This window comes from Marinobacter profundi (genome assembly GCF_002744715.1).
Classification (GTDB): Bacteria; Pseudomonadota; Gammaproteobacteria; order Pseudomonadales; family Oleiphilaceae; genus Marinobacter; species Marinobacter profundi.
In genome coordinates this window covers 363,039-389,837 of sequence record NZ_KZ319370.1, presented here as the reverse complement: position 1 = coordinate 389,837, position 26,799 = coordinate 363,039, and the positions used below count along the sequence as shown (strand labels likewise).

Here is a 26,799-nt window from a genome sequence, read left to right as displayed (position 1 = left end):
GGGATATTTGCTCCAGATTCAAAATACGTAGATGGCCCCGACACCCACTTCCGCTTCGTAATCGCTGCGCGCAATCGGACTATCCCTGACCTCGCTACTAAAGTGCTCGTATAGCGCCTCGCCATATAGCTGCCAGTTGTCGCTGACATAATAACGGAAAGTATAGTTTAGCCCGACAGAGCGAAAGCCACCGTCGAGATCGGTTTCATCCAGCCCGGAATTAGCTGCCTGTTGTGGGTTGATACCAAAGTCCCGATTCGCATAATCGCTGTCGTGAAAAACCAATACAAGACTCAGATCAGACCCCGTACCATCGGTTTGATCACCGAAACGACGACCAGCCCCAAAAATACCAAGGCTTCCGTCTTCGCTGGCAATAATTCGCCCATCCAGCCAATAACGCCAGTCCGAAGCAAGTGCACGACGTGCCTGCAAAACGATTTCAGTGCTCCCGTCGACATCACCGAGACCGTCCAGACGACCGTCCTCGGAATCACTCTCTTCACGGCCCTCTTCGAAAGGGAAAGCCACCGCCACGTCAAATAGCCAGGCGTCAGATCGAAGTCCCCGCCAGCCGAGTGCCGCACCCGCCCAATAGTAGATATCATCGCCCTTTCGCCATTGCACTGCGCCAGCAGGATCGACCTCAAGCTCATACTCATCCGACCCTTCGTAGGCAGACTCGTACTCAATACCCAGACCAAGCCCTACTCCCCAGCCATCTTCGCCCCTGGTGAAGTCATCAACCGAGGGCAATGGCACCAAAGCTGCCCGTGACTCTTCTCCAACTGCGGTTTGAACGAAGAACCCTTGTATCAATACAACCAACGTTAGACTGATGATTTTTTTCATTTCATTTACGCTCGAGCTTAGACACACAATCGAGCATACGATTCTTTTTGGGCACACGATCACTGGCTAATGCATAAGCTCCGGTAGAAAGTCAGAAACCTTAATGGAAACAATTCAGCAAGCACTGAGCAACGTGAGTCCGGGTTGGTCGAAAACCGCTGCTTATCATCAGAAGCGGAGGGTCTGATCTGTGCCCGTTTCAGCGTACTGGAGTTTTCCACGTCTTTGCCCCACATAATGCGAAGCTAAGTGGTAGGCCGGCAGAAGGCGGGACTGTCCGCTTGAGCGCCTGGTTGGGCGCCGGACCCTTTGAGCCCGCCAAGCTCCGTCATGATCCTTTCAATTACATGTGTTCGCACAGCAGGTTTGATCTCATTTTCTGGATAGCACCTCACCAGATCAATATGACTTACGCCCTCGTGCGCATGAAACATGTGGTTTTCGACCCGTTGCGAGGCTCTGCTCCCAACAGCCTCGTTCATTTGGTGCCTTCGGTCGCACCCAAGCAGATCACCCTTCGAGAAGAAATTAAGGCACACATCGACATTTGTCGGTACGGTGCGAGGATCGAAACCCCACCGTCCTGGAAATACGCGCCCCAACCCTCCTGCGGCGATGCTGACGAGCAGGGCAACAGCCACACCTCGCCGCTCAAGCTCACGTGCAACCTTGACAGCTTGGAACCCGCCTTGACTATAGCCGAGAATTACGAGACTCCGCCCCTCGCTGCTTACTGCCTGTAAGTCATCTGATATCGAATCAACCGAGTGCAGATGACCGTACATCGTGACGTCTGACAGGCCCCTACTTCTAAGGTAATGCAGCAAGTGGCGCTGCATTAATTGTCGGGCCATGAAGCCGTAAATCACCGCAACTCGTGGGCCGGAATAGCCGCTGCTTTTCTTTGGTCGGTCAGGAGCCTGTAACCGCTGAATTAAGCTAATATGTTTACTGCCCAAGACGCATCCTCTTGCGGTGCCCAACGCGAAGCTTTGCGGCAATTTTGGAGCCGCGAAGCGGTGGAAAAATTGTCCGGCAACAGCGGCTGGTTATGCATTACTCGTAGTGGCTCCAGAGCCTGAGAACTTTCACCACCCACTCGTCTTCCAGCACTTGGTAAACCAGACGATGCTGAATATTGATGCGGCGCGAATACGCCCCCGCAAGGTCACCAATGAGCTTCTCAAACGGAAGCGGCTTGCAGTATGGATCTTCCGCTATCAGCGCTAACAGTTCCTGGGCTTTCGGTTTGAGGCCACTGGAGGCCAACTTCTTTGCATCTTTCTGGGCTTGCTTGGTGTAAACCAACTTCCATGTCACCAGTCCAGCTCCTCGTCACATTCATCCACAGGGGTATCCATTCCCTCACGAATAGACTCCCGCATACCAGGTACGGAAAGGAGATAAAGTGTTTCCTGAATGGCTGACCAGTCTTCCTCGGACACCAAAACGGCCTTGTTCCGCTTACCCATAATGACGATTGGCTGGTGGGACTCGGCAGTTTCATCAATCAACCGATAAAGGTTGCTGCGCGCCTCAGTTGCTGTGATTCCGGTCATGACGCACCTCTTGCGTGTTTAAATTTTAATCAAGTGTACGCTTTTGGGTACGTACGTCAAGACGAACGCATTGCATAACGTTTGCAGCATGCGCGCCTACGAAATGGAGCCGAAGGCGCAATGTAGTGGGCGTCGCCGTGCCTGCACTGGTTATAAATCATAGCCACCGTTGAAGATAACTCGAAAGCTTTCCAGGTGGTGACTCTTGATTTTCTCTTCCATCGCGCCCCTACCGACTATCTTCTTGATTCTTCGACAGATTGGCGAATACTTATCTATCCAATAGTGATGTTCGAGATTTCTTAGCCAGTTCGTGTCTGTTTCATCCGTTGGGAATTTTTCGAGTAGTTTTAGATAGACCAAAATCGAATGTGAAAGAATCGATATGTTGTGCAAAAGCGAGAGCAGTGCGCTATCAAATGTTTCATTGGACTCCAGTTCCTCATTCGATACTGAATAAACCAACTGTCTGACAGATAACCCGCGATATTTTTCTCCGAAACAGTCGTTATTGAAAGGAGCATCCAGATTATGTTCGAGCCGCTGATCCAACCGGCCTAGAGCTTCTCGGATAACCAACAACTTTTGTTGGTAGGTGTTTGACCTAAAGCTCTTGTAAACAAGGTAACCCGCAAGCAAGGATGCTGCAGGTGCTAGCACGCCGCCAAAGTACGCGCCAAAACTCGCCCAATCTTGATTGCTAGGACTGAGGGTTGCATGACCATTACTCAGCATGGTCAAAATGTAAGCTCCCCCAACAGCAAAAAGCAGAATGGTGAAAACTACTAAGCTAAGACGAAAATCGCGCAAATTTCCTCCTTGATTTATAACGCCTGGGCTCAGCGGCCGATTTGGAGGCGCACCGCGCCGGAAAAGCGGTCCGCTGCAGCCCCTGGTTATGCCTTGATTCGTTGCCTTCGGATCTCGTCAACGTTTGAACGAACATGCTGGCTGCAGTCCTTTTCATGCCTTTTTAAGTAAAGTGGTAACTCTTCTGAATTCACAATATTCAGAACGTGCAAGCCCGCAATTCTTGAATACTCATACTCTTCCGTCATCCAATCCTTTGCGATCTCCTCCGCCTCTGATGGAGAAAAAGGTGCGATTGCCAATAAGCTTCGACGACGCACGTACTCACTGCTATCAGTAAGAAAGGGGCGAATTAGATCTGCTGCCTCAGGAAGTTGAGCATCAGCGATAGAAACGGCAATTTGCCATTTCGCATCAGGTTCAGGGCAACTGTGTGCAATGGATGCAAGGTGCCGTAGCAACCCCGGATACTCCACTAACGTATTCCTGAGTCGCTCAAGTTCATTATCCCTAGCAATCACATAGAGCAATTTAGAGCTAGCTTCATCACTTGGTGACTCATTTTCATAACGCCTCATTGTTTCTTCAGAGGCTTCCCATAAATCGTGCCAATTTTCGTAATCACACTCCCATTCACCATAGGTACTCTCACGACCTACCGCCCACTCTTTAAAGCGTTCAATCTCTCTATCAAAATTCGTCATCTTATTTTTTGGCATAACGCCCTTGTTTAGCGGCGTCCATGTAGCGCAGCGAAATGGGCGTCCGGTGTAGGGCCGCCAGGCCCGAAACGTACTACAACTATTTGTTAAAGGCTTTTGCAGTAAGCGCTCGGTAGCCACTAAAACACCGACGATATTGTCTGAAAGACGCTCACAACTGTCAGGAACCCGCCAATGACGATCAGTCGTCTTTGAGAGAGATCGATGCCCTGAATCAGAACAAAGGTTCCGACCACGCCGCTGAAAAAGCCTCCGCTGAACTGGGCGCCACCAACCGCATAAACAAACACCAAGTAAACCACTGCCAGCAAATACAGCAATACTCGTAACGGCTTAAGCTCAAAACGCTTGTAGTAGGCTTGGTCTTCTGGAGAAAGATCTTCCTTGTTCACCGGGAACTCCCTTTAGCCTTTAACGCAAAGCTCAGCCGCCGAGGTACGAGGTCGGCTGCAGCGATTTGTTAGAAGCCTCAAAAATATACTTCAGCTGTTCTGGAGTGATATCTTTTAGCGCCCAATACTTTTCAGACGGCGAGTAATCTGAAATTGCTCGAGGATCATAGAATTGGACGTTCTCCGCTTGAAGAAATTTAAATCCATCATCTTTACTCAAATAGTCAACACCAGTAGCAGAGGGCAACCAACCTTTTATAAAGGCCTCATAGGCGAGAAGCCAATTTGATGTCTTAAGCTCCGCGGGTGTCATCAGAGATTGCCACAGGCTAAACGTGTGAGTACTTGGTATCAGCCCCTGATCCCGGGCATCTAATGTGAGCAACGCTACAAACGGATTTTCTATATCAGATAGAATTCCCACAATACCATCGGAGAAATTAAGGCCAAAAAGTATCATGCCAAAAACAGCATACGAAACTTCACTAGTGTGGCCCATTGGTGAGTGCTCGGAGATAAGAAACTCCAACGTTTCTTTTAGCTCATCCCTGTCAATTGCGTAGCCTTGCTTCTCGTAAAATCGAATGAAGTCTAGGGCAATTGGGAGTATGCCAGGCTCCGCGATTGACCACTGCAAAATAATACTTTGATAACAACCCCAATTACTCTCGTGAATTATTTTAGATGCGGATCTTAATATTGCATACTTTACTATTGGTTCTTCTGGATATTTTTGTAGATAGTCCATTACCAAGTCAAAGTAATGCAAAAAATCGTTTCTCTGTTGGGTTTTCCCATTCCTAAATTTATAATTTTTTAAATCGTGAATCCACACCGGATCAATATAGCATGGAGATGCTAAAATTTTTGTTTTTGATGAATTTAGAGTTAACTCAAAATGCTCTAGGGCCTCTTGTAGCCTCGCTAAGGTAGCTTCTGCTTCTTGCAAGGTTGCACAGCCAAACTCAAAATCGTCGATATATCTGTGATATTTTTTGCCAACTACAGGAACCAAAATCTCATCAATCGCCGTCATGACAATCTCTGCAATGACAAAAGAAACATCAGGGCCTATGGGAACACCTTTTGTCTGCATTTCCTGGCAGTTTCTAATGTGCGCATCAATTTGATTACCTAAACTGGCCGAGAAGGCAAAGGCTCCTTTTGCAACCGGTTTGCTATGCAATGCCCAAGGTATACTATGTGTATATATCGAGGGGTAAAAATTACTTATGTCTGCTTTTAGTATGTATTTTGACGCAGAGCGAGTTCTCAGCTTTATACTTGATAGTTCAGAGAAGCCTTTTTCCCATCCCAGCGCACGGTAGGTATCTGGCACCGGTCTACTCAAAGACTGCTCTGACTTTTTGTAATGTGTCTCTATTTCCACCCAATTGTCAGCTATCGATTTGGCCACATGATAGTAGTTTATCGGATTAGGTACTGATAGAACCCTTCGAAGCCTTCCTCGTCTGGCCAAATTAAATACAGCGCTTTTAGAATTGTATTTCGGACCTTTTTTTCCATAAACATATGGGTGACCACTAGGCAAAGAGCTGGAGCATATTGCTGCCGCATACTCCTGCGTAGTAAAGGGTGCGGGCAGCTCTGCCGGAAAGTATCCTTTTTCGAGTAGCTCTTTTAACATCTGAAACGTCACTCCTTTTCTAACGACAGACTTTGCCTTCTAACATTTGTATATGAGTCCCAACGATCACTTTCCCAACGACTCATATCTCAATTCAACAATCGTCCAAAACTAGGCAGAAACTCCCGTCAGGTCAATAAGTTCCGCGTAACTTTCTGACCACCGCCACAAACAAAAACATTCACCAAGATCACTATCCCCTCACAGCAATCACCATTCACCATATTGATTTAAATAAAAAATCAACGGAATCGCGAAAACACACCCAGTTCATGGTCGTAATGATCATTTTTCCAGTTGCCAGCCCTGTGCACGGCACATAAACTGTATGCACATACAGTATTATCGAGGACTCGTATTCATGGATGATATTCCAGTCCCACTGCCTGCCACCCCTGTCCGGTTTATGGATCGTTTTCGGGCGTTCATTCGCGCCCGTCACCTGGCCTATCGCACTGAAAAAACCTACTGCAACTGGGTGCGGGAATTTATCCGGTTCCACGGCAAGCGACACCCGGAATCCATGGGAGCGGAGGAGGTCAACGCCTGGCTGAGTCATCTGGCGAACAATCGCGGTGTGGCGGTGAACACTCAGAAAACGGCGCTCAACGTGGTGGTCTTTATGTACCACCAGTTTCTTGGCAAAGAGCTGGGCAAGCTGCAATTTACCAACACCACCCGCGGCCGCAAGCTTCCCACGGTCTTTACGCACGATGAGGCGATGTCGGTGCTGTCGAACATGCAGGGTACCCACAGACTGGTGGCCAGTCTGATGTATGGCTCCGGTTTACGGGTTATGGAGGCTGCACGGTTGCGGATTCAGGATGTCGACTTTTCGGAGCCGTGTCTGTTCGTTCGGGAGACGAAAGGCGACAAATGGCGTCGTACAATCCTGCCCGCCTCGATTGGTGAAAGCCTGAAGAATCAGGTGGAGTTTGCGCTCGCGCTCCACCGGCAGGATCTGGAGGATGGTTTTGGCGAGGTCTATATGCCTGGCGCGCTGGCCAAAAAGTACCCCAAGGCAGCGCGCAGTCCGGCCTGGCAATACGTTTTCCCGGCGCCACGCCTCTCTATTGACCCCCGCTCAGGGGTTAGACGGCGGCATCATGTCGGTGAGCAGCAAGTTCGCCGGGCAGTGAATGACGCCATCCGGACGACGGGCATTCGCAAGAAAGCCAGTTGCCACACCTTCCGCCACAGTTTCGCGACCAACCTGTTGAAGCGGGGCACGGATATTCGCAGCATTCAGGAGTTGCTGGGCCACAATGACATCTCGACAACCCAGATCTACACCCATGTGGTCGGCACCCACGAACGGGGTATCAGCAGCCCACTGGATGCCTGACGGTTCTCAGTTCCGCTCCTGCTTTTTTAACGCTGCTTTCAGCTCGGGATTTGCCTGTGGCTGCCCCCAGCCATTGCCGTGCACCAGCTTCTCGATCGGCAACCGTGTACGCCAGCCCCTTGCCTGCAGTTCCGGCTGGTCGAGGAATTCACTGACATAGCCCAGGCACAGATAGGCCAGCGGATACACCTGTTCGGGCAGGCCCAGGGTTTTGGCCAGCTTCTGCTGGTTCAGGATGCTGACCCAGCCTACGCCAATACCCTCGGCACGGGCGGCCAGCCACAGGTTCTGCACGGCCAGGCAGGTGCTGAACAGGTCGGTTTCGACAATGGAATTGCGACCTAGCACGTGGGTGCCGCCGCGGCTGCGGTCGCAGGTGATGCACAGGTTAATCGGGCTGTCGAGGATCCCTTGGAGCTTCAGGCTCTTGTACTGGGTATTGCGCTCGCCACTATAGTTGTCGGCCGCTTTGCGGTTCTCTTCTTCAAAGATGTCGAGTACCGTCTGACGCACCTCGGTACTGTCGATAACGATAAAATCCCAGGGCTGCATAAAGCCGACAGAGGGGGCGTGGTGTGCAGCACTAAGTAAACGGGCCAAAACGTCCGCGGGGATCGGATCAGGGCGGAACTGGGAGCGGACATCCCTGCGTTCGTAAATCGCACGGTAAAGACCTGCGCGTTCATCATCACTGAAAGGTCGGTTGTGATCCGTCATCGCTTTGATGCGTCCTGTTTACCAAGGCCCAGCAGGTTACGCAGCCAGTCCGTGTCCAGATGGTCTTCCACCAGGTCGGCCAGCCGGTCCAGTTGCTGTTGGCGGTGTTGCTGGTAATTCACCGCTTTACCAGCCAGTTCCGTGTCCGCATCCAGGCCGGCCCAGTGCAGAATGGCACGGCAGGCTTCCGGTTGATCAAAGATGCCGTGGACGTAGGTGCCCGCAACCTGGCCATCCCCGCTGACGGCGCCATCCGGTTTACCGTCCAGGTCTGCCAGCGGTGATGCCAGCGCCGGTCCGCTGGTGACACCGTTGTGCATTTCATAGCCATTGAGAGCCGCGTTATCCGGGCCGATGGTGAGCGTGCCGGTCACGTCTTTCAGCTGTTTGCCGGCCACCATGCGTGTGGTCATGTCCAGCAGCCCCAGGCCCTCCGTGCGGCCGGCCTCGCCTTCCAGTCCGCCCGGGTCTTGCACATCGATACCCAGCATCTGGAAGCCCCCGCAAATGCCAAACACCTTGCCGCCGTAGCGCAGGTGTTTCTGTATAGCCGCGGGCCAGCCCTGTTGTTTCAGCCACTCAAGGTCGTGACGGGTGCTTTTGCTGCCGGGCAGGAGGATCAGGTCCGCCGGGGGGATAGCCTGGTCCGGGCCGATGAACTGCAGGTTCACGCCCGGGTGCAGGCGCAACGGATCAAAGTCGTTGTGGTTACTGATACGGGGCAGCACCGGCACGATCACGTTGAGCGCGCCGGATTCGCTGGCACCACTGGTGCCTACGCTGTCTTCGGCGTCGATCACCAGCCCGTGCAAGTAGGGTAGCACTCCGAGTACCGGTTTGCCGGTGCGCTCGGCAAGCCAGTCCAGCCCGGGGTCGAGCAGGCTCTTGTCGCCGCGGAAGCGGTTGATGATGAAGCCGCGGGTACGGTCCTGCTCACTGGGGGAGACCAGGTCCAGGGTACCCACCAGCTGGGCGAACACGCCGCCCCGGTCGATGTCGCCCACCAGCAGCACCGGGCAGTCGGCCGCTTCGGCGAAGCCCATGTTGGCAATGTCGTTGGCCCGCAGGTTGATTTCGGCGGGGCTGCCTGCGCCCTCGGCGATGATCACATCATAGCGTTCACTAAGTGCCTGCCAGGCAGCCATCACCGAAGCCATCGCTTGTGCCTTGTAGGCGTGGTAATCCAGTGCATCCATGTTGCCGCGGACCCTGCCCCGCAGGATCACCTGGGCGCCCCGGTCGCTCTGGGGCTTGAGCAGCACCGGGTTCATGTCGCTGTGGGGTTCGAGGCCGCAGGCCAGCGCCTGCAGGGCGGTGGAACGGCCAATCTCGCCGCCATCCACCGTGACGGCACTGTTCAGTGCCATGTTCTGGGGTTTGAAGGGGGCGACCGACACGCCCTGGCGGGCCAGCCAGCGGCACAGCGCGGCCACTACGGTGGTCTTGCCCGCATCGGAGGTGGTGCCCTGGATCATCAGTGTGGTCATGGGGAGTCCGCTGCCGGCCTAGAGTTCAACGCCTTTCTGGGCCTTGATGCCCTGGTCCTTGAAGGCGTGTTTGACCACGCCCATCTCGGTCACGGTATCTGCCAGGTCGATCAGTTCCTGCGGGGCGGAGCGGCCGGTTACCACCACGTGCTGCATGTCCGGGCGGCCCTGCAGGTCGTCCAGCACGCGGTCGAGATCGATGTAGTCGTATTTCAGGGCGATGTTGAGTTCGTCGAGCAGGATCAGGCTGTAGCTGTCGTCCTTCAGCATGCGCGCAGCCACCTCCCAGGCGGCGGTGGCGGAGGCCACGTCCTGTTCCCGGTTCTGGGTCTCCCAGGTGTAGCCCTGTCCCATCACGTGGTAGTCGACATTGGGCAGACCGCGGAAAAAAGCCTCCTCCCCGGTACTGAAGGCGCCTTTGATGAACTGCACAATGCCGACCTTCATGCCGTGGCCCAGGGCACGGGCCACCATGCCGAATCCGGAGCTGCTCTTGCCTTTACCGGGACCGGTGAGTACCAGCAGAACGCCCTGTTCCTTCTGGGCACGGGCGATCCGGTCCCGCATGATTTGCTGTTTGGCGGCCATCCGGCGGGCATGGCGTTGCGGGTCTTTGGCGCGTTCACGCATCGGCAGGTTCCTTGTCGTTCAGTAAGTGCAGGGGTTCCCCCCGGAAAATGGCCGCCACCAGCTCCGGCGCGGAGGGGAAGTAGCCATGGAAATAGCTGGCCACCAGGCCTTGCCGGCAATACACCGCCTCGCCCTCGGTGCCGGCCTGCTTGCGGGCACGGGCCAGCGGTTGCCAGGGTGTGTCCAGGGAGGAGTGGTGATAGGTATGGCCACGCAGCTCGCCCTGGCGGGTCCGCAGGCTCTGCAGTCCCAGCGCCTGCAACCGGCTGGCCATGGCGGCCCGCCCGGGCAGCAGGCCGATCATCCGGTGCACCTGGCCGGCCTTGTCCGCCAGCTCGTCGGCACAGGCCATCAGCCCGCCGCACTCGGCCAGTATCGGCTTGCCTGCCCGGTGGTGGCCACGGATGGCGTCCAGCATGGGCCCGTTGGCCGCGAGGGTTGCAGCGTGCAGTTCCGGGTAGCCCCCCGGCAGCCAGAGGGCGTCCGCGGCCGGCACTTCGCTGTCCGCCAGCGGCGAGAAATACGCCAGCTCGGCGCCCATAGCGGCCAGCAGGTCCAGGTTGGCGCGGTAGATAAAACTGAAGGCCGCATCCCGGGCGATGGCAATCCGCACGCCCGCAAGCAACCGTGGTGGCGGCTGTGGCGCCGGCGCTTCGAGTGTGACCGCATCGGGCAACCCGTCCAGCCCCGCCTCCGCCAGCACCCGGGCGGCGTCATCAAGGCGTTGCTCCAGGTCCGCCAGTTCTCCCGCCTGCACCAGGCCGAGGTGACGATCGGGGATGCTCATGGCCTCGTTGCGGGGAATGGCCCCCAGCAGGCGGATGCCATCCGGCAGGCTCTGCCGCAGCAATTCGCCGTGGTAGGGGCTGCCAATCTGGTTGGCGATCACCTGGCAGACCGGCAGGTCCGGGTCAAAGCTCGCCAGTCCCAGGGCCACGGCACCAAAGGTCTGCGCCATGCCGCTGGCATTGATCACCGGCAGTGCGGGAATACCCGCCAGCTTGGCCAGGTCGCCACTGGACGGATCGCCATCAAACAGGCCCATGGCGCCCTCCACCAGGATCAGGTCGGCATCGCAGGCGGCTTCGGCCAGGCGCCAGCGGCATTCGTCCTCGCCGGTCATCCACGGGTGCAGCTGGTACACCGGCTGGCCAGAGGCCACTTCCAGCACCATGGGGTCGAGATAGTCCGGACCATGCTTGAACACCCGGACCTTGCGACCGGCATTGCGATGCAGGCGGGCCAGCGCCGCGGTGACCATGGATTTGCCCTGGCCAGAGCCGGGGGCGGTGATCATCGCCGCCGGGACGGTTGCTTTCAGCATACGGAGAGTCCTGTCAGTCCTGTGGTTGCGGGTTACCGGTTGCGGGTTACGGGTTAATGGGTGAAGGCACCCCTGTCCGGCGGTCACAATTCGCCAGTGGTCGGCACCGGCACAAACACCGGCTTGCCGTCTGCCTCCACGGTCAGCAGTTTCTGGCCATACAGCCGCTCCAGCGCCGCCGGCACCAGCATCCGTTCTGCCGGCCCCCAGCAGGCGTCGCCATTCGGGTAGAGCAGCAACACGTGGTCACACCAGCGGGCCGCCAGGTTCAGATCATGCAGACACATGAACACCGCACGGCCGGCAGCGGCCTGCGCTCTCAGCAATTGCATCACGGCAACCTGGTGATGCAGGTCGAGGTGGTTGGTCGGCTCATCGAGCAGCCAGGTGTCCGGATTCTGGGTCAGTACGGTGGCAATGGACACCCGCTGGCGCTCCCCGCCCGACAGGGTGCTCACCAGGCGGTCGGACAAATGGGCAACGTCCAGCTGCTGCAGGGCCTGTTCCGCCAGCCGGCGGTCAAGGTCGGTTTCCATCTGCCAGGGTGCCAGCCAGGGGTGGCGGCCGATCAGCGCCGTTTCCAGCACCGAGGCCGGGAATCCGTCCTGGCGCTCCTGGAACACCAGGCCCATCTGGCGCGCGACCGCACGCCGCTTGAGGGCGGTCAGTGGCTGCTCGCCCAGGAAGATCTCGCCCTGGCGCGGCAGGCGCAGCCCGGCCAGGGTGTGCAGCAGAGTGGTCTTGCCGGCACCGTTGGGGCCCAGGACACCCCACATCTGCCCGCGCCCGATGGTGAAGTTCAGCGGATAGCCTGCCGGCCGCCCGGGCACATCAATCACCAGCTGTCTGGCCTGTAACGGATTCATCAGCGGCTCCGGTACAGCAAGTAGAGGAAGGTGGGTACTCCCAGCAGTGCAGTGATCACCCCTACCGGCAGCTGCTCCGGCGCAATCACCACCCGAGCCAGGGTATCCGCCAGCACCAGCAGGGTGCCGCCGGCCAGCGCACAGGCCGGGAGGATCAGGCGCTGGTCGTTACCCAGCACCAGCCGCAGCATGTGCGGCACCACCAGCCCGACAAAACCGATGCTGCCGGCCATGGTGACGGCAGTGGCGGTGAGCAGGCTGGCTGCCACGTAAATCAGCCACTCCAGCGGCCGCACCGAGATACCCAGTGCCGCCGCCTGCATCGGGCCGCGGGCGAGCACATTAAGGCTGCGGCCGAAGGGGATTACCGCGAGGCAGACCGCCAGCAGCAGGACCATCCCCGGCACCGGGGCGCGGGCGTAGGAGACATCCCCCATCAGCCAGTACAGCATGCCGGGCAGTTGCTGGGCCGGGCTGATGGCCAGCATCAGGGTGATCACCGCGCCCCAGCCGGCCGCTACCACCACGCCGGTGAGCAGTAACCGCGAGGGGGTCCAGCTGCCGGTGCCATGGGCCAGGCCGAACACCATCAGGGTGGCCAGCAAGGCGCCGGCAAACGCCGAACCGGAAACCAGCAGCCCGCCGAGCCCCGCCACCATGGCCAGCATGGCACCCACTGCCGCGCCGCCGGACAGGCCCAGGACATAGGGATCGGCCAGCGGGTTGCGCAACAAGACCTGCATCAGCGCACCGGCTACCGCCAGCAGACCGCCGGTCGCAAAGGCCGACAGGGTCCGGGGCAGGCGCAGCTCCACCACCAGGGTGCGCTGCAGGTCGCTGCCGTCACCCAGCAGCGCCGCCATTACCTCGCCGGGGCTGAGCGCGACACTGCCAACGCCCACCGACAGCACCATGGCCAGCCCGCTGAGCACGGCCAGCACCAATAGCGGCGAAATCAGCCGGCGGCTCACGGCCGGGCTCCATGGTTAACGCCGGGCACGGGCAATCTCCAGTTTTTCACAGAACAGCCGGGTACCCTGCAGCATCCGCGGGGTTGGCCGCTGGACCAGGGACGGCGGAATGAAGAACAGGTTGTCGCGGGCGGTCGCGGTAATGCCGGGAAACGCCTGCCAGCGGGTCAGCCAGTGGCGGTTCTCCTCCCCCATGCCGCCGGCCAGGATGGCTTCCGGGTTGGCCGCAACCACTGCTTCCACGCTGATCCTCGGCACCAGGCGGTCCAGCTCGCCAAACACGTTGTCGCCGCCGCACAGGCGGATCATTTCACCAATCAGGTGGTCGTTGTTGACGGTCATCAGCGGAGCATCCCAGACCTGGTAGAACACCGGCACCGGGTCGGCGGCGGCAAACTCGGCCTGCAGCCCGGCAATGCCGGCGGCGAAGCGTTCCGCTTCGGCAAATCCTTCCGCTTCGGTGCCGGCCAGGGTCGCCAGCCGCTTGATGGTGTGCGATACCGCGGCGAAACTGCGCGGCTCGATGGCAAACACCGGCAACCCCATCTGGCGCAGGGTTGCCACCTGCCCGGACGGGTTGCCGGTGACCCAGGCGATGATCAGATCCGGCGCCAGCTGCAACAGACGCTCCATGTCCAGCCGGGTGTGGCTGCCCACCGAGGGCACCTGCCGGGCCTCTGGCGGGTAGTCGCTGTAGGCCACCACGGCCACCACCCGATCGCCCGCGCCAGCCGACCACACCAGCTCGGTGGCACCGGGAGACAGCGCGGCAATCCGCTGCGCCGGGGCATCGAGACAGACTTCCTGCCCCAGGTCATCGGTCGCGCAACGGGGTTCCGCCACTGCCAGCGGCAGCGCCAGCCAAAGGGCGCCGCACATCGCGAATCGCATCCATCGGGTCATGCTTGCCACTGGCATTGTCCTGGTTTGGTCCGGGCGGATGAATTACTGAATGTCGTAACGCACAGTCAGCATAGCGGTTCTGCCGGCCGCGATGTACCTTGCACCATCGAAGCGTTCGGCGGTGGCGTAGGCTTTATCCAGCACATTGGCCACGGTCAGCCGACCGGACCAGTCGTCCGCAAAACGCCAGCCGGCGCGCAGGTCGAGCGTGCCGTAACCAGGCAGCCGTTTGGTGTTGGCGGCGTCATCGTAGCGGTAGCCCTCGGCAACCACGCTGCCGCCGAAGCTCCAGGTATTGATGGTTTTGTCCAGGTCGAGCCGTACCGACTGGGCGCTGCGACGGCGCAGGCGATTGTCCGTGGCCTGGTCGCGGGGATCGGTCAGGGTCAGCGCGGCCTGGCCACGCCAGCCGGCCCGGTCGAAGCCGGCGCTCAGCTCGGCACCGCGAATCCGTGCCTCGTCAATGTTCTCCGGTGCCATGGCGCCGGTATCGTCGGTGCGCAGGGCAATCAGGTTGTCCACATCCATCTGGTAGACCGCAGCATCCCAGAACCAGGAGGCATAGTTGCCACTGATGCCCAGTTCCACGGTGCCGGATTCTTCCGGCTGCAGGTCCGGGTTGCCGGAATAGGAGCCGCCAAAATCATAGACCTCAAGCGGGTAGTACAGGTCGTTGAAGGTGGGTGCGCGGAAGGCGGTGCCATAGCTGACCCGCACCCGGTGGGAGCGGTCGAAGGAATGGCCGAGGGCGATGCCACCGGTTTCCTGCTTGCCGAAGGCCTCGTTGTCATCGCCGCGCAGGCTGAGCATCAGGTCGGTCGGGCCGAAATTGAGCCGCAACTGGCTGAACAGCGCGCTGTTGGTGCGGCTGGTTTCGACAAAATCCGTGGTTCCGCTGACTTCGTCGGTCAGCAGTTCCGCGCCGAGCACCAGTTCATGGACGTCGAACGTCAGCGTGTTGTCCCAGCGGGCAGAGCGGGTGCGGGTATTGAAGACCGAGTTGCCAAAGCTGGTGAAGTTCTCCATCTCATCCCGCGACTCGGCAAACTGCACCGAACTGTGCCACTGCTCACTGACCGGGGTATCCAGCCGTAGCCCCAGGGTACGCATCAGGAAATCGATGTTGCCGCTGTCGTACTCGGTGTTGCCTTCGGTCTGCATGAGCACAACGCTGGCCTCGCCGCCACTGGCCAGTTCATGGACGATCCGGCCAACCCCGGCGGTATTGCGGAAGCCCTTGTCCTCACCACCTTCAACAACGGGCGCACCGTCGGTTTCCTTGTGCAGGCCACTGAGGCTGAAACGGGTATTTCCGGCAGAGGCGCCGGCACCGGCAGCTACTTTTTGGGTGTCGAAATTACCGGCACCGGCCTCGACCCAGCCCCGGTTACCCTGCTTCGGGTCCAGGGTGAACGCCTGAATCACGCCGCCCACCGCATCGGCACCGTACAGGGCACTGCGTGGGCCACGGACAATTTCCACCCGCTCCACCAGTTCGGCGGGGAAGTACTGCCAGGCGGCACCGCCGCTGGTGGCCGAACGCAACCGCACACCGTCCACCAGAAACAGGGTGGAGTCGTTGGTGGTGCCACGGGTGTATACGCTGGTGGACTTACCAAAGGAGCCGTTGCCCACCACGCTGATGCCGGGCTGGCCCCGGAGCAGGTCCTGGAATTCCGCCGGGTTCTGCTCACGGATGGTGGCCTCGTCCAGCACGGTCACGGAGGACAGGCTTTCGCCCGCGGTTTTCGGACCCAGCGTAGCCGTTACCACGATGGGCTCCAGCAACGGATCAGGTTGTCCGGTTTCGGCACCCGCCACCGGCAGGGCCAGAGGCAAGAGCAACAGGGCGGCGATCGCCTTGGAATGGTTCATATCTTCACTCGCTGTGTACCGCACGCACCCGTACGGTCGGTCTTGTTTACTGCGGAGGAAGAAGGTCAGTACGGACGGGGGTGGAGGGGCACAAAGCGGATTCCGGGCCGGATTCACCCACCGCCGTTGCCCTCCGCAACGTCTGGTGTCTGGAGCCAGCAGGGGCTCCGTGATTCAGGCCGGTCTCCGGGCTGGCAAGCGGAGCGGTTGCTCCGGGGCAATCACCTTCCCATGCCTGAGGCACAGTGGCGCATTGGATTGCCTTGCACTTGCTTACCGTTGCGGGGGCAGCGCCGGACTTTAACCGGCTTCCCGTTTCACTCCTGTTCCCCGCCGGACCATGGCCAGTCCGTGCGGGTGCAGAAGCACCTGAAATCGCGGGCAAGGCTATCAACCGGGGTCGGATTGGTCAATGAGATATGTCAGTTCGGCCAGCGCCGCCGCCAGCTTTTGCCAATCCGCTTCGGTCCCCGGCAAGCCAAACCTCAGGGCGGCCGGCGCATCGAACCGGCGGACCAGGATCCCCCGGCGGGCCAGGTTATCCGCGATACGCGCCGCCCGGGGATGACGCACATAGCGGAACAACAGGGTGCCGGAGGCGGCGGCCAGACCCTGGCGCTGGAGCAGGTCACCCAGACGGCTACTGGCAGCCTGCAGGTCAGCAACCGCCCGGGCTTGCCAGTCCGAATCCAGCAGCGCTTTTGCCATCAGGTAGCGCGCCGGGCCATTCAGCGACCAGGGCCCCAGCTGCCGGGCCAGCAGATCGACCAGTTGCCGCTCCCCCAGCACGGCGCCCGCCCGCAAGCCGGCAAGGCCAAAGAACTTGCCCAGGGACCGCAGAATGATCAGGCCCGGCTCGCCGGCGTGGCGATCCAGCCCATGGTCCGGATAACCCTCGATAAAGGCCTGGTCCACCACCAGCCAGCCACCACGGCGCTGCAGCCGCCGGCACCAGGCCTGCAGGGTCGCCGGTGGCAACAGTTGCCCGCCGGGGTTGTTGGGATGGATCCAGACCAGCACATCGAGCCGGTCCAGCCAGCCGGTATCGCTGCCGGCGGCCTGTTGCGGCGACACACCCACCACTTCGAACCCGGCACCGGCCCAGCTGTGGCCATGTTCCCGATAGCCCGGTACGGGTACTCCGACCCGACCGCGACCGTGCAACCGCGCGCGCAACAGAGGCAGAGCCATAATTGCCGCCTGGCTGCCGGCCACCGGCAGGCAGGCAGCGGCGGCCGGTGCCCCGGTCCAGTGCCGGATCACCTCCGCCAGGCCATCGTCCGGCTCCGGCAGCCGCTGCCACACTGCCGCGGGCAGCTCCGGTACCGGCCAGCCTGTGGGGTTGATGCCGGTGGAGAGATCCAGCCACTGCTCCCGCGGGATTCCCCAGCGCTGGACGGCGGCGTTGAGCCGGCCACCGTGCTCGGGCTCAGCATTTTGCCACGCCGCGGTCATTGCGGTGCACCTGTGGCCAGCCAACGAGCGATGGTCGCCAGCACCAGCAACACCACCAGCCACAAGCCGGCGCCGCGCTGGATCAGGCGGATGGCAGCCTCCACCGTCGCCGCGGTGGCCGCCGGGCCACTCCCCAGCAGCGGGCGCGGCTTCAGTCCGCCCGCATAGGGCGCCGGACCGCCCAGGGTTACCCCCAGGGCACCGGCTCCGGACGCCATCACCGGCCCGGCGTTGGGGCTGTCCCAGGCCGCGGCCTGGCGCCGCCAGCAGTGCAGCGCCAGCCGGGAGTGACCTAGTGCGGCGTAGGTCAGTGCCGTCAGCCGCGCCGGCAGCCAGTTCATTGCATCGTCCAGCCGCGCGGCAACCCGGCCGAAGTACAGGAAGCGGTCATTGCGATAGCCCCACATGGCGTCGAGGGTATTGATCATCCGGTGCAGCAGAACCCCGGGCAGCCCCGCCACCAGATACCAGAACAGGCTGGCAAAGACCGCATCGGCCCCGTTCTCCAGCATCGACTCGGTGGCCGCCGCAGCCACCCCCCGGTCGTCCAGGGCCTGGGCATTGCGACTGACAATCCGGCCCACCAGCTGCCTTGCGCGCGCCAGGTCCCCGGCATGCAGGGCCTGCGCCACCGCCTGGCCATGCTCCGCCAGCCCCCGTAACGACAACGCCAGCCAGAGACCGGCGACTTCAGCCAGCCACAGCAGGGGCTGCGGCAGCGCGCTCACCAGCCAGCCCGCCACCAGCAGCACCGGCGCCACCACCAGACACACCGCCACCAGACCCCGCAGAATGCGGTGCCCCGGCGACGGTACCGGGCCGGCTGACGGGTTGAGATAACGCTCCACCCCGGCGGCCCAGCGGCCAAAACCCACCAGCGGGTGCCAGCGCGCCGGCTCACCCAGCCAGCGATCCAGGACGAGGGCCGCCACACACACCAGCACCGAACCGAAAAATGTCTCCAACTCCAACCCCGTCTCATCAACCTTTGGAAAAACTGCGCCAAGTCTACTCGACCGGGAGCCGGCCTTGACACTGTTTCGCCCGCAATGGACTATCTGGCGCCTGCCCACTCCACCGGAACCCCGACCATGACACTACCCGCCAGCTGGACCGCCCCCATTGCCGAACCTGACCACCAGCGGATGCTGCAGGCCCGCACCCGCCAGGGCGTGCTGACCAAGCCACCGGGTTCCCTGGGCCGGCTGGAGGAGCTGGCCATCACCCTGAGTGGCCAGCTGGGTACCGACCAGCCGGCCATCGACCGGGTCCACATTGCAGTGTTTGCCGGCGATCACGGCGTTTGCGCGGAAGGTATTTCAGCGTTTCCGCAGACGGTCACCGCCCAGATGATTGCCAACTTTGCCCACGGTGGCGCCGCCATCAGCGTGCTGGCCCGGCAGCTGGGAGCCACCCTGGAGGTGGTCAACCTGGGAACCGTGGCCGAGGTAGATCCGGGCCTCGCCGGCGTGGTCGACGACGTCATCATGCCGGGCACCCGCAATCTGGCCATCGAGCCGGCCATGGCCCACGAGCAGCTGGCGGCAGCCCTCGCGGCCGGCGACCGGGCCGCCGCCCGCGCCGCGGCAGCGGGTGCCCAGCTGTTCATTGGCGGCGACATGGGCATCGGTAACACCACCAGTGCGGCCGCCCTGGCCTGTGCGCTGCTGGACCGCTCACCAACGGAACTGGCAGGGCCGGGCACCGGTCTCAGTGCGGCGGGGGTATCCCACAAGGCCGCGGTCATCGAGCGGGCGCTGGTACGGCATGGCACCGGGCGTGACCCGGTCGACCTGCTGGCGTCCCTGGGCGGGCTGGAGATCGCCGCCCTGGCCGGCGCCTTCGTCGGTGCCGCCAGCCGGGGCATACCGGTACTGGTTGATGGCTTTATCGTATCCGTCGCCGCCCTGGTTGCCACCCGCCAGCACCCGGCGCTGCGACCCTGGCTGCACTTCGGACACCAGTCCGCCGAACCGGGCCACCGCTCGGTGCTGGCGGCCCTCGATGCCCACCCCCTGCTGCAGCTCGACATGCGGCTTGGTGAAGGCAGTGGCGCAGCCACTGCCGTGCCGCTGTTGCGCGCTGCCTGTGCCCTGCATAACCAGATGGCCAGCTTTGCCCAGGCTGGCATTGACGGGAGCGCCTGACGATGACCCACACCACCACCCTGATCGACCTGATCCGCCACGGTGAACCCGAGGGCGGCCTGAAGTTCCGCGGCAGCCTGGATGATCCGCTGAGCGACAAGGGCTGGCAGCAGATGGAAAGCGCTGTTACGCCGGAGGACCACTGGCAGGTGATTGTCAGCTCCCCCATGGTCCGCTGCCGGCGGTTTGCCGAAAAGCTCGCCGGGGAGCGCCAGATACCGCTGCATGTTGACGAGGGTCTGCGGGAAATCGGCTTCGGTGACTGGGAAGGGCTAACCGCCGAACAGGTTCAACAGCGTTACGGCGACCACCTTGATCGCTTCTGGCAGGATTCGGTCAACTTCATCCCGCCAAGGGGCGAAGCCGTTACCGCGTTTTATCAGCGGGTGACCCAAAGCTTCAGCCACTGGCAGCAACAACTGGCGGGGCAGCGGGTACTGGTGGTGTGTCACGGTGGGGTCATCCGCATGGTGCTGGCGGAAATTCTGGGCATTCCACTGGCAAAATCCTTTACCGGTTTCGCGGTGCCTTACGCCTGCCGCAGCCGGATTCAGGTCGACCGCTCAGCGCACGGCGAATTTCGCAGCCTGCTGAGCCACTACCCGCCCGCCAGCGACCGCTGAGCAGGGCGGCCCCTATAGCGCGCCCTTCAGCACCAGCGGTAGCCCCGCCAGGCTCATCACCACCCGTTCACAGCGCTGCGCCAGGGCCTGGTTCAGCCAGCCCAGTTCATCGCAAAAGCGGCGGGTCAGCGGATCCATGCCGATGGTACCCAGCCCCACTTCGTTGCTGACGATCACGACCGAGCCGGGATAGCACTCCAGGGCGGCAAGAAAGCCCTCACGCTCCCGCCCGAACACCTCCTCACCGGCAAACAGCAGGTTGCTCAGCCACAGGCTCATGCAGTCCACCAGCAGCAGTGGCGCCTGCGGCGCGGCGGCACGAGCCGCCAGCACCGTCGCCAGGTGCAGCGGCTCTTCCGCCAGCGCCCAGTGCGCGGGCCGGCTCTGCTGGTGGCGGCGGATCCGGTCAGCCATCTCGGCATCCCCCGCGGTGGCGGTTGCGACGTAAACGACATCCCCACTGGCAGTGGCGGCGAACTGTTCCGCCAGCGCGGTTTTACCGGAGCGAATGCCGCCCAGCACCAGCGTGTGTTTTCCCGTCATCTCGCTCTGTTCTCCGATTTGCTGATGCTTCAATTTACAAACTCACCAAATAACCAAACCACCTTTTGGCCACCGGGAGGGCGGCACTTAAAGCCGGCGGCAGGATCGCCGCATCGTGACGGAAAGCGAAGGCGCAGGCAAATCATGGCCCAATGTGAACTACGTCACACCCGGGCAATATGCTACAACGTGTCACGTTTGAACCGGCAAGCCCGGAGCAACGTCCTGATAAAAACCAATAACAAAAACGCCTCAACAATAAAAAAACCGTGAGCCGGAGGCACCGGCCCGCCACACGAATGAGAGGTAAACATGGAAAGCAACTACCGGTCCGTACCGCGGCTACGGACACTCACGGCCGCCCTGGCGACCACCCTGCTGGCACTGACCGGCTGCATCGGCGGGGACGGCGAGCCAGCTACTCCGGCAACGGCGGTTCCTGTCGTCGGCGGTGAGCAGAACGGGGTCAATATCACCCGCCAGCCTGCCATCACCCGTTACAGCTTTGCCAATGGCTGTTATCTGCTGGAATCCTCCGGTCAGTTTGTCGCCGCTGCCCCCGGGGCCGGCGGCTACACCACTACTGCGGATGCCGGCAGCGCCACCCCCTTCTACCTGCGTCCTACCGCACTCGGCTCCTACCTGCTGATGTCCGGCTACCAGCGCTCCAGCGGTGAAACCGGACACTTCGAACTGCTCGGCATCAGCGATCCGGCCGGCGAGTTTCTCGACGCGGGCGGCAGCTTCATCGGTGAGGTCAGCTACCTGGTGGCCGGCCTCGGCGATACCACCAACCTGCTGCTGGATCCGCTTGCACCGCTGGGCAGTGCGGTTCGCGCCATCGGCGAAAGCATCGAGTTCAGTGGCGACCAGCTGGCCAACATCACCGTACGGCCGGCCCTGGCAATGGTCGACAGCCCCAGCGACCTCGCCGTCTGGCAACTCAATCAGCTTGGTGAGGCGCGTTTTACCCTGGCTTCCGACGTTACCGGCCTGCTGCTCGGCGTCAACGAGGACGGTCTGGGGCTGGTCTCACCGCCGCTGGCCGATGCCGGCAATGAGTTCCGGCTAACCGCCGCCAGCGGCTGCGACAGTTACCCGGAGGCCGAACTCAATGCCGAGGACCTGAGCGGCGAGGGCCCCGCCATCTACCTGAAGGACGTAGACCGCTTCCGTAATGTCAAAGGCATCGACCAGGACGATGTCTTCGGTTTCGTCGACACCCATTCCCACATCTCGGCCTATGAATTCATCGGCGGGCGGGTCAACTACGGCGCTCCCTTCCACCGTTTCGGCGTCACCCACGCGCTGGAGAACTGCGAGGCCAACCACGGCCCCTGGGGCGCCACCGGCTTCGTGGAGCTGGCCACCACCGGCATCGGCCTGCACGACACCCAGGGCTGGCCCAGCTTCAACGACTGGCCACGCTACAACTCGCTGCAGCACCACCAGAGCTACTACCGCTGGCTGGAGCGGGCGCACCTGGCCGGCATGAAGATCATTGTTAACCACCTGGTGCACAACGAGGTGCTGTGCCGCATCAATCCGCAGAAGCAGAACGACTGCGATCCGATGGCCGCCATCCTGCTGCAGATCCAGCGGATGTATGAAATGCAGGACTACATCGATGCCCAGCACGGCGGCCCCGGCGCCGGCTGGTTCCGCATCGTGACCAGCCCCGGCGAGGCGCGCCAGGTGATTGACGACGGCAAGCTCGCCGTCGTACTGGGCATCGAAATGTCCAAGATCTTCCGCTGCGGCGAGTTCCTCGGTGTCGCCGAATGCACCCGGGAGGACATCACCGAGCGGCTGGATCAGCTCTACCAGCTGGGTGTGCGCAATATTTTCCCGGTCCACAAGTTCGACAACGCCTTTGGCGGCCACCTGCCCGACCTGTCCACCGGGATTGGCATCGGCCCCGTGCTGTATGCCGGCAACCTGCTGGAGACCGGTCACCCGGTGGAGTTCGAGGAATGCCCGGAGGAAGTGGAGTACAACGGCGGCGAACCAGACCAGAACGCCGACCTGCAGCCCTTCGGCCTGGTGGACCAGCTGCTGTACCAGATGGATTACCTGGGTGAACGCTTCCCGGAATCTCCGGAAGAAATGGCCGCACTGGACCCCCGTCGCGGTACTGACCAGCTGTGTAACCGCCGCGGCCTCAGTGACCTCGGTGATTTCCTGATCCGCGAGCTGATCCGTCGCAAGATGATGATCGAGACCGACCACATCAGCCGCAAGGCCGCCGCGCGGATTCTCGCCCTGACCGAGCCCCTCGACTACCCGGTCATCAACAGCCACGGCGGCTGGGGTGGCACCGAAGCCCTGCGGGACCGCATTGCAGCCCAAGGCGGTATCACCGCGTCGTTCGGCGGCACCCGCGACAACTGGGTCGACAAACTGACCCGGGACGGCAACCGGCCGCGGGCGGAACAGTACAAAGTGGGCCCGTTCGGCGGTGCCGGCTTCGCCTCCGACGTTAACGGCATTGCCCAGCTCGCCGCCAACCCTGGCACCGCAACGGATGAGGCCGGGCTGTACCCGTTCACTTCCATTGATGGCCGGATCCGTTTTGGCAAGCAACGCACCGGGGACCGCGAGTTCGGTCTCTACGACGGCCGCGGGGTGGCTCATTACGGCCTCTACCCGGACCAGATTGCCGACATGATCCGCCACAGCGAGCGCAGTCCGGCGCAGGTGGATGACGCCATCAACCAGCTGTTCACCTCCGCCGAAGCCTACCTGCGGATGTGGGAACGCATCGAGAACGCGCCGCTGTAATCGCGCCACAACAACCTTACCGGCCCTGCCCGGACACCGGGCGGGGCCCTTGGGAGAGACTTCGCATGAACAACACATTCCTTCCCGGGCGCGCGGATTATTCGGCGGTCCGCCTGCTGCCCTTGCTGCTGGCCAGCCTGTTACTCGGTGGATGCTTCGGAGGCGGCGGCAGTGACGCACCCGCCGGCGCCCGCCCGGATACCACCAGCAACCCCGTGGCCGGTGACCAGCAATCCCGCTTCAGTGACGGCCGGGTGTTCCGGGTCGACGCCGGCCCCGACGCCACTGCCGACATGGTCAGCGCAATGATCCAACTGCGCCCGGGCGATACCCTGGCGTTTGGCTGCGGCTTTATCGAACTGGACCATGGCCTGCTGATCCAGGCCACCGAGGATGTGCTCATCAAGGGCTGCGGCAAGGATGACACCGTGCTGTCGTTCCGCAACAGCGACAACGTCACCGGCCTGGAAGCCCTCAACGTGCGGGGAATCACCGTCCAGGACCTGACCATTGCCGACTCACCGGGGGATGCCTTCAAGCTCAAGGGCGTGAAATGGGGCACCCTGCGCAACGTGCGCGCCATCTGGTCCGGTGGCGGCGAGCCCATCACCGCCAGCAACTACGCCAACCGGCTGCAGGTGCAGTGCACCAACCCGCCGCTGAACGAGGGCGACCCGACCCCGGATTACATCCCCAGCTCCGCCAGCGGCCGCTACGGCATCTACCCGGTGGAATCGGAGAACATCCTGGTGGATAACTCCGAATCGGTGGGTGCCTCCGACGCCGGTATCTATGTCGGCCAGACCAACACCGCGATCATCCGCAACAGCCGTGCGGTATACAACGTCATGGGCTTCGAGATCGAGAACGTCCAGGGCGGCGAGTACGACAGCAACCTGGCCGAGTGCAATACCGGCGGCTTCCTGATCTACGACCTGGAGAACATCACCCAGTACGGTGATACCTCGGTGATGCTCAACAACGTTGCCCGCAACAACAACACCTACAACTTCGCCCACAGTGGCCTGGTGTCTGCCGTCCCCCGCGGCACCGGCTTCATCACCCTGGGCTACGACAATATCGAGATCTTCAACAACACCTTCGAGGATCACAGCACCGCGGCGGTCATCTACACCAGCTACGAGCTGATCGACGGCAAGGGCAAGACCGCCGACAAGAAACTGGATCCCTACACCGAGGGCCTGCACATCCACCACAATGTGATGCGCAATTCCGGCTACGACCTGCCGCCGCCGAACCTCGAGAAGGTGTTGCTGGAGGGCCAGGTGGAAAGCGTGCTGCCGACGCTGATCGGCCTGAAAAACCTCGGCAATCCCGGCCAGGGCGCGCACATCGTCTGGGACGGCCTGCTGGATGAGCTGGACGGTGACTGCCCGTTTCCGCTGGACGCCAGTGGCCAGCCGGTACCGAAGGACGCCCATGGCAAACCGATTCACACCAACGAACACCCCAACCCGGCCTGCCACTATAACGCCTACAAGTTCGACACCGCCGGCAACCGCAAGCTACCCCGGTGGGGCTCCTGTTTCCATGACAACGACCTGGGCCCGGAAAGCCAGGCCTACATGAATTTCCACGGCACCCAGGGGCTGGAACTGGTGCTCGCGGCTGCCGAACAGGACCCCGCCATCCTCACCCCTGAAGGCCTGCAATCGGTGTTTGAGGGGCTGACCGGAGTGGTTGCGGATACCGATGCCACGGTCCATGACTGCCAGGCCCGCTTTGGTACCGTGCTGGCCCCGCTGCCACGGGTCACCATTCCGCCGTTCCAGCGCAGCGGCACGGTCGACCCGGCTCCCAGCGCGGAGTACATCAACCGGTTGTGCAGCAAACCTGCGAGGCCCGGCGTGGTGAACCGCGACGCCCTGGCGGTGAACTGCCCCACCCTCGACCAGTACAACCTGTTCGCCGACCCCCACGACCCCCGCAGCACCCCCAATGAGGGCGGCGTGCCCTTTGTGCTGAACAGCAAACTGTTCTCCGACTACGCCACCAAATACCGGGTTGCCTTCGTGCCCCCCGGCACCAGGGCGGTGTATGTGGACGGCCAGGGTGGCAGCAACGTCAACGGCACCCTTCACTTCCCGACCGGCACGGTGATCGCCAAAACCTTTGCGTTCACCGATGAAAGCACCGGCACGGAAGAACTGGTGGAAACCCGCCTGCTGATCAAGCGGGTCAGCGAGAGCGGCAAGGCGTTCTGGGACGGGCCCACCTATATCTGGGAAACCGGCAGTGACGGCCAGCCCGTCGCCAGGCTGGCCATGGGCGGTGGCACCCGCGCCGTCAGCTGGCATTACCAGGATGAGGTCACCGGCGAGCTGGTCAGCGGCAGCACCGCGGCCTACGCCATTCCCAACGCCAACCAGTGCATCACCTGTCACAGCAATGACGATGTGGAATCCGGTGCCGCGCCCATCGGCCCGAAACCCCGCAACCTCAACCGGGCCTACGCGCCGGAATCGTCGTTCATGGGCACCGGCGGCCAGGGCGGCTTCCCGCGGGTTAACCAGCTGCAGTACTGGGCGGACCAGGGCATTCTGACCAACCTGCCGGCACTGCAGATCGATAACCGTGGCGTTGCCACCAACATTGAACGGCTGCCCCACTGGAACCTCCCCGGCGACAGCGGCGCGGTGGCCGGTTCGGCGGCCGATATCGAGGCACGGCTGCGGGCCTACCTGGAGGTGAACTGCCAGCACTGCCATAACGACCGTGGCGCGGCGTCCAATACCGGTTATTACCTCGACCATTTCCGCACCGTGGACGCCGGCTACGGCATCTGCAAGAAGCCCACGGCCACGGGCGGCGGCTCCTGCGGCCGCCAGCACATCGTGGTACCGGGTGATGCCGACAGCTCCATCGTAGCCTGCCGCATGGCCGACGACAGCGACCCCCAGCGGCGCATGCCGCCGATCGCCCGCAGCGTCGCCCATGACGAAGGCGTGGCGCTGCTGACCCAGTGGATCAACACGGTGGTGGACAGCAGCTACGCCAATGGCGATGCCTGCGGCAACGGCAGCATTTTCCAGGCGCTGCAGTAAGCCCCGGGAACGGGGGCAGGCCTCGGGTCTGTCCCCGTTCCAGGACCGCACTGTCATGGCCCCTGCCCACTCCCGCTGCTATAT

The 26,799-nt window shown here is 61.5% G+C and carries 23 protein-coding genes and 1 riboswitch; of the genes, 5 read left to right on the top strand and 18 right to left on the bottom strand.

From position 1 onward, the window contains the following. Positions 1 to 18: 18 nt before the first annotated feature. The 7 genes from CLH61_RS09770 to CLH61_RS09740 all read right to left on the bottom strand — a co-directional run bounded on the left by CLH61_RS09770 (position 19) and on the right by CLH61_RS09740 (position 5,983). A complete protein-coding gene (locus tag CLH61_RS09770) occupies positions 19 to 852 on the bottom strand; it encodes a MipA/OmpV family protein (RefSeq protein ID WP_099614521.1) in 834 nt (277 codons plus the stop codon). 1,056 nt (positions 853 to 1,908) lie between these two features. After that, positions 1,909 to 2,172, bottom strand: coding sequence for a Txe/YoeB family addiction module toxin (locus CLH61_RS09760; protein ID WP_099614519.1), 264 nt, complete (start codon positions 2,170 to 2,172; stop codon positions 1,909 to 1,911). Next, on the bottom strand, positions 2,169 to 2,411 hold the full coding sequence (locus tag CLH61_RS09755; RefSeq protein WP_058092928.1) for a type II toxin-antitoxin system Phd/YefM family antitoxin: 243 nt from the start codon (positions 2,409 to 2,411) through the stop codon (positions 2,169 to 2,171). Before CLH61_RS09755 ends, CLH61_RS09760 begins: the two co-directional genes overlap by 4 nt. A 150-nt stretch (positions 2,412 to 2,561) precedes the next feature. Beyond that, the gene (locus tag CLH61_RS09750) at positions 2,562 to 3,221 is read right to left on the bottom strand and encodes a hypothetical protein (RefSeq protein WP_099614518.1); all 660 of its coding nucleotides are present in this window, start codon (positions 3,219 to 3,221) and stop codon (positions 2,562 to 2,564) included. Between the two features lie 86 nt (positions 3,222 to 3,307). Next, positions 3,308 to 3,925: a HEAT repeat domain-containing protein gene (locus CLH61_RS18345; protein ID WP_143752138.1), complete on the bottom strand. Its 618-nt coding sequence runs from the start codon at positions 3,923 to 3,925 to the stop codon at positions 3,308 to 3,310. A gap of 137 nt (positions 3,926 to 4,062) precedes the next feature. Continuing rightward, on the bottom strand, positions 4,063 to 4,335 hold the full coding sequence (locus tag CLH61_RS09745) for a hypothetical protein (protein ID WP_099614517.1): 273 nt from the start codon (positions 4,333 to 4,335) through the stop codon (positions 4,063 to 4,065). Positions 4,336 to 4,366: 31 nt separating this feature from the next. After that, the gene (locus CLH61_RS09740; protein ID WP_099614516.1) at positions 4,367 to 5,983 is read right to left on the bottom strand and encodes an RNA-directed DNA polymerase; all 1,617 of its coding nucleotides are present in this window, start codon (positions 5,981 to 5,983) and stop codon (positions 4,367 to 4,369) included. 361 nt (positions 5,984 to 6,344) lie between these two features. Here CLH61_RS09740 and CLH61_RS09735 point away from each other — a divergent pair, with 361 nt between their 5' ends. After that, positions 6,345 to 7,328 (top strand): integron integrase, encoded by a 984-nt coding sequence (locus CLH61_RS09735; RefSeq protein WP_099614515.1) that lies wholly within the window; start codon positions 6,345 to 6,347, stop codon positions 7,326 to 7,328. 6 nt (positions 7,329 to 7,334) lie between these two features. Here the strand turns inward: CLH61_RS09735 and bluB are convergent, their stop codons facing one another. From bluB to cbiB, 10 genes are all read right to left on the bottom strand, one after another. Beyond that, positions 7,335 to 8,045: a 5,6-dimethylbenzimidazole synthase gene (bluB, locus tag CLH61_RS09730; protein WP_099614514.1), complete on the bottom strand. Its 711-nt coding sequence runs from the start codon at positions 8,043 to 8,045 to the stop codon at positions 7,335 to 7,337. Continuing rightward, the gene (locus tag CLH61_RS09725) at positions 8,042 to 9,532 is read right to left on the bottom strand and encodes a cobyric acid synthase (RefSeq protein WP_099614513.1); all 1,491 of its coding nucleotides are present in this window, start codon (positions 9,530 to 9,532) and stop codon (positions 8,042 to 8,044) included. The genes bluB and CLH61_RS09725 overlap by 4 nt, the downstream gene beginning before the upstream one ends. Positions 9,533 to 9,550: 18 nt before the next feature. Further along, complete coding sequence (cobO, locus tag CLH61_RS09720; protein ID WP_099614512.1) at positions 9,551 to 10,162, bottom strand: cob(I)yrinic acid a,c-diamide adenosyltransferase; 612 nt, start codon at positions 10,160 to 10,162, stop codon at positions 9,551 to 9,553. Beyond that, positions 10,155 to 11,486 (bottom strand): cobyrinic acid a,c-diamide synthase CobB, encoded by a 1,332-nt coding sequence (locus CLH61_RS09715; RefSeq protein ID WP_099614511.1) that lies wholly within the window; start codon positions 11,484 to 11,486, stop codon positions 10,155 to 10,157. The genes cobO and CLH61_RS09715 overlap by 8 nt, the downstream gene beginning before the upstream one ends. 83 nt (positions 11,487 to 11,569) lie before the next feature. Further along, entirely contained in the window at positions 11,570 to 12,352 is a 783-nt protein-coding gene (locus CLH61_RS09710) for an ABC transporter ATP-binding protein (RefSeq protein WP_099614510.1), read from the bottom strand. Beyond that, positions 12,352 to 13,266, bottom strand: coding sequence for a FecCD family ABC transporter permease (locus tag CLH61_RS09705; RefSeq protein WP_099614651.1), 915 nt, complete (start codon positions 13,264 to 13,266; stop codon positions 12,352 to 12,354). The genes CLH61_RS09710 and CLH61_RS09705 overlap by 1 nt, the downstream gene beginning before the upstream one ends. 72 nt (positions 13,267 to 13,338) lie before the next feature. Then, complete coding sequence (locus tag CLH61_RS09700; protein WP_211289093.1) at positions 13,339 to 14,226, bottom strand: cobalamin-binding protein; 888 nt, start codon at positions 14,224 to 14,226, stop codon at positions 13,339 to 13,341. 42 nt (positions 14,227 to 14,268) lie between these two features. Continuing rightward, positions 14,269 to 16,101 (bottom strand): TonB-dependent receptor domain-containing protein, encoded by a 1,833-nt coding sequence (locus CLH61_RS09695; RefSeq protein WP_099614508.1) that lies wholly within the window; start codon positions 16,099 to 16,101, stop codon positions 14,269 to 14,271. Between the two features lie 160 nt (positions 16,102 to 16,261). Continuing rightward, positions 16,262 to 16,454: riboswitch (cobalamin riboswitch) on the bottom strand. Positions 16,455 to 16,491: 37 nt separating this feature from the next. Then, entirely contained in the window at positions 16,492 to 17,556 is a 1,065-nt protein-coding gene (cobD, locus tag CLH61_RS09690; protein WP_099614507.1) for a threonine-phosphate decarboxylase CobD, read from the bottom strand. Then, positions 17,553 to 18,521, bottom strand: coding sequence for an adenosylcobinamide-phosphate synthase CbiB (cbiB, locus tag CLH61_RS09685; RefSeq protein WP_099614650.1), 969 nt, complete (start codon positions 18,519 to 18,521; stop codon positions 17,553 to 17,555). The genes cobD and cbiB overlap by 4 nt, the downstream gene beginning before the upstream one ends. Positions 18,522 to 18,647: 126 nt before the next feature. Here cbiB and cobT point away from each other — a divergent pair, with 126 nt between their 5' ends. Together cobT and CLH61_RS09675 are read left to right on the top strand one after the other, a co-directional pair. Beyond that, positions 18,648 to 19,703: a nicotinate-nucleotide--dimethylbenzimidazole phosphoribosyltransferase gene (cobT, locus tag CLH61_RS09680; protein ID WP_099614506.1), complete on the top strand. Its 1,056-nt coding sequence runs from the start codon at positions 18,648 to 18,650 to the stop codon at positions 19,701 to 19,703. 2 nt (positions 19,704 to 19,705) lie between these two features. Then, entirely contained in the window at positions 19,706 to 20,326 is a 621-nt protein-coding gene (locus CLH61_RS09675) for a histidine phosphatase family protein (protein WP_099614505.1), read from the top strand. 12 nt (positions 20,327 to 20,338) lie between these two features. On the opposite strand, the gene cobU is transcribed toward CLH61_RS09675, so the two are convergent. Then, positions 20,339 to 20,869, bottom strand: a complete 531-nt coding sequence (gene cobU / locus CLH61_RS09670) for a bifunctional adenosylcobinamide kinase/adenosylcobinamide-phosphate guanylyltransferase (protein WP_099614504.1) — start codon at positions 20,867 to 20,869, stop codon at positions 20,339 to 20,341. A 312-nt stretch (positions 20,870 to 21,181) separates the two neighbouring features. On the opposite strand from cobU, the gene CLH61_RS09665 reads away from it, so the two are divergent. Further along, positions 21,182 to 23,650 carry an amidohydrolase family protein gene (locus CLH61_RS09665; RefSeq protein ID WP_099614503.1) on the top strand — a complete coding sequence of 823 codons (2,469 nt, stop codon included), beginning with the start codon at positions 21,182 to 21,184 and terminating at the stop codon, positions 23,648 to 23,650. A gap of 65 nt (positions 23,651 to 23,715) precedes the next feature. After that, positions 23,716 to 26,715 carry a parallel beta-helix domain-containing protein gene (locus CLH61_RS09660; RefSeq protein WP_099614502.1) on the top strand — a complete coding sequence of 1,000 codons (3,000 nt, stop codon included), beginning with the start codon at positions 23,716 to 23,718 and terminating at the stop codon, positions 26,713 to 26,715. Positions 26,716 to 26,799: the final 84 nt, after the last annotated feature.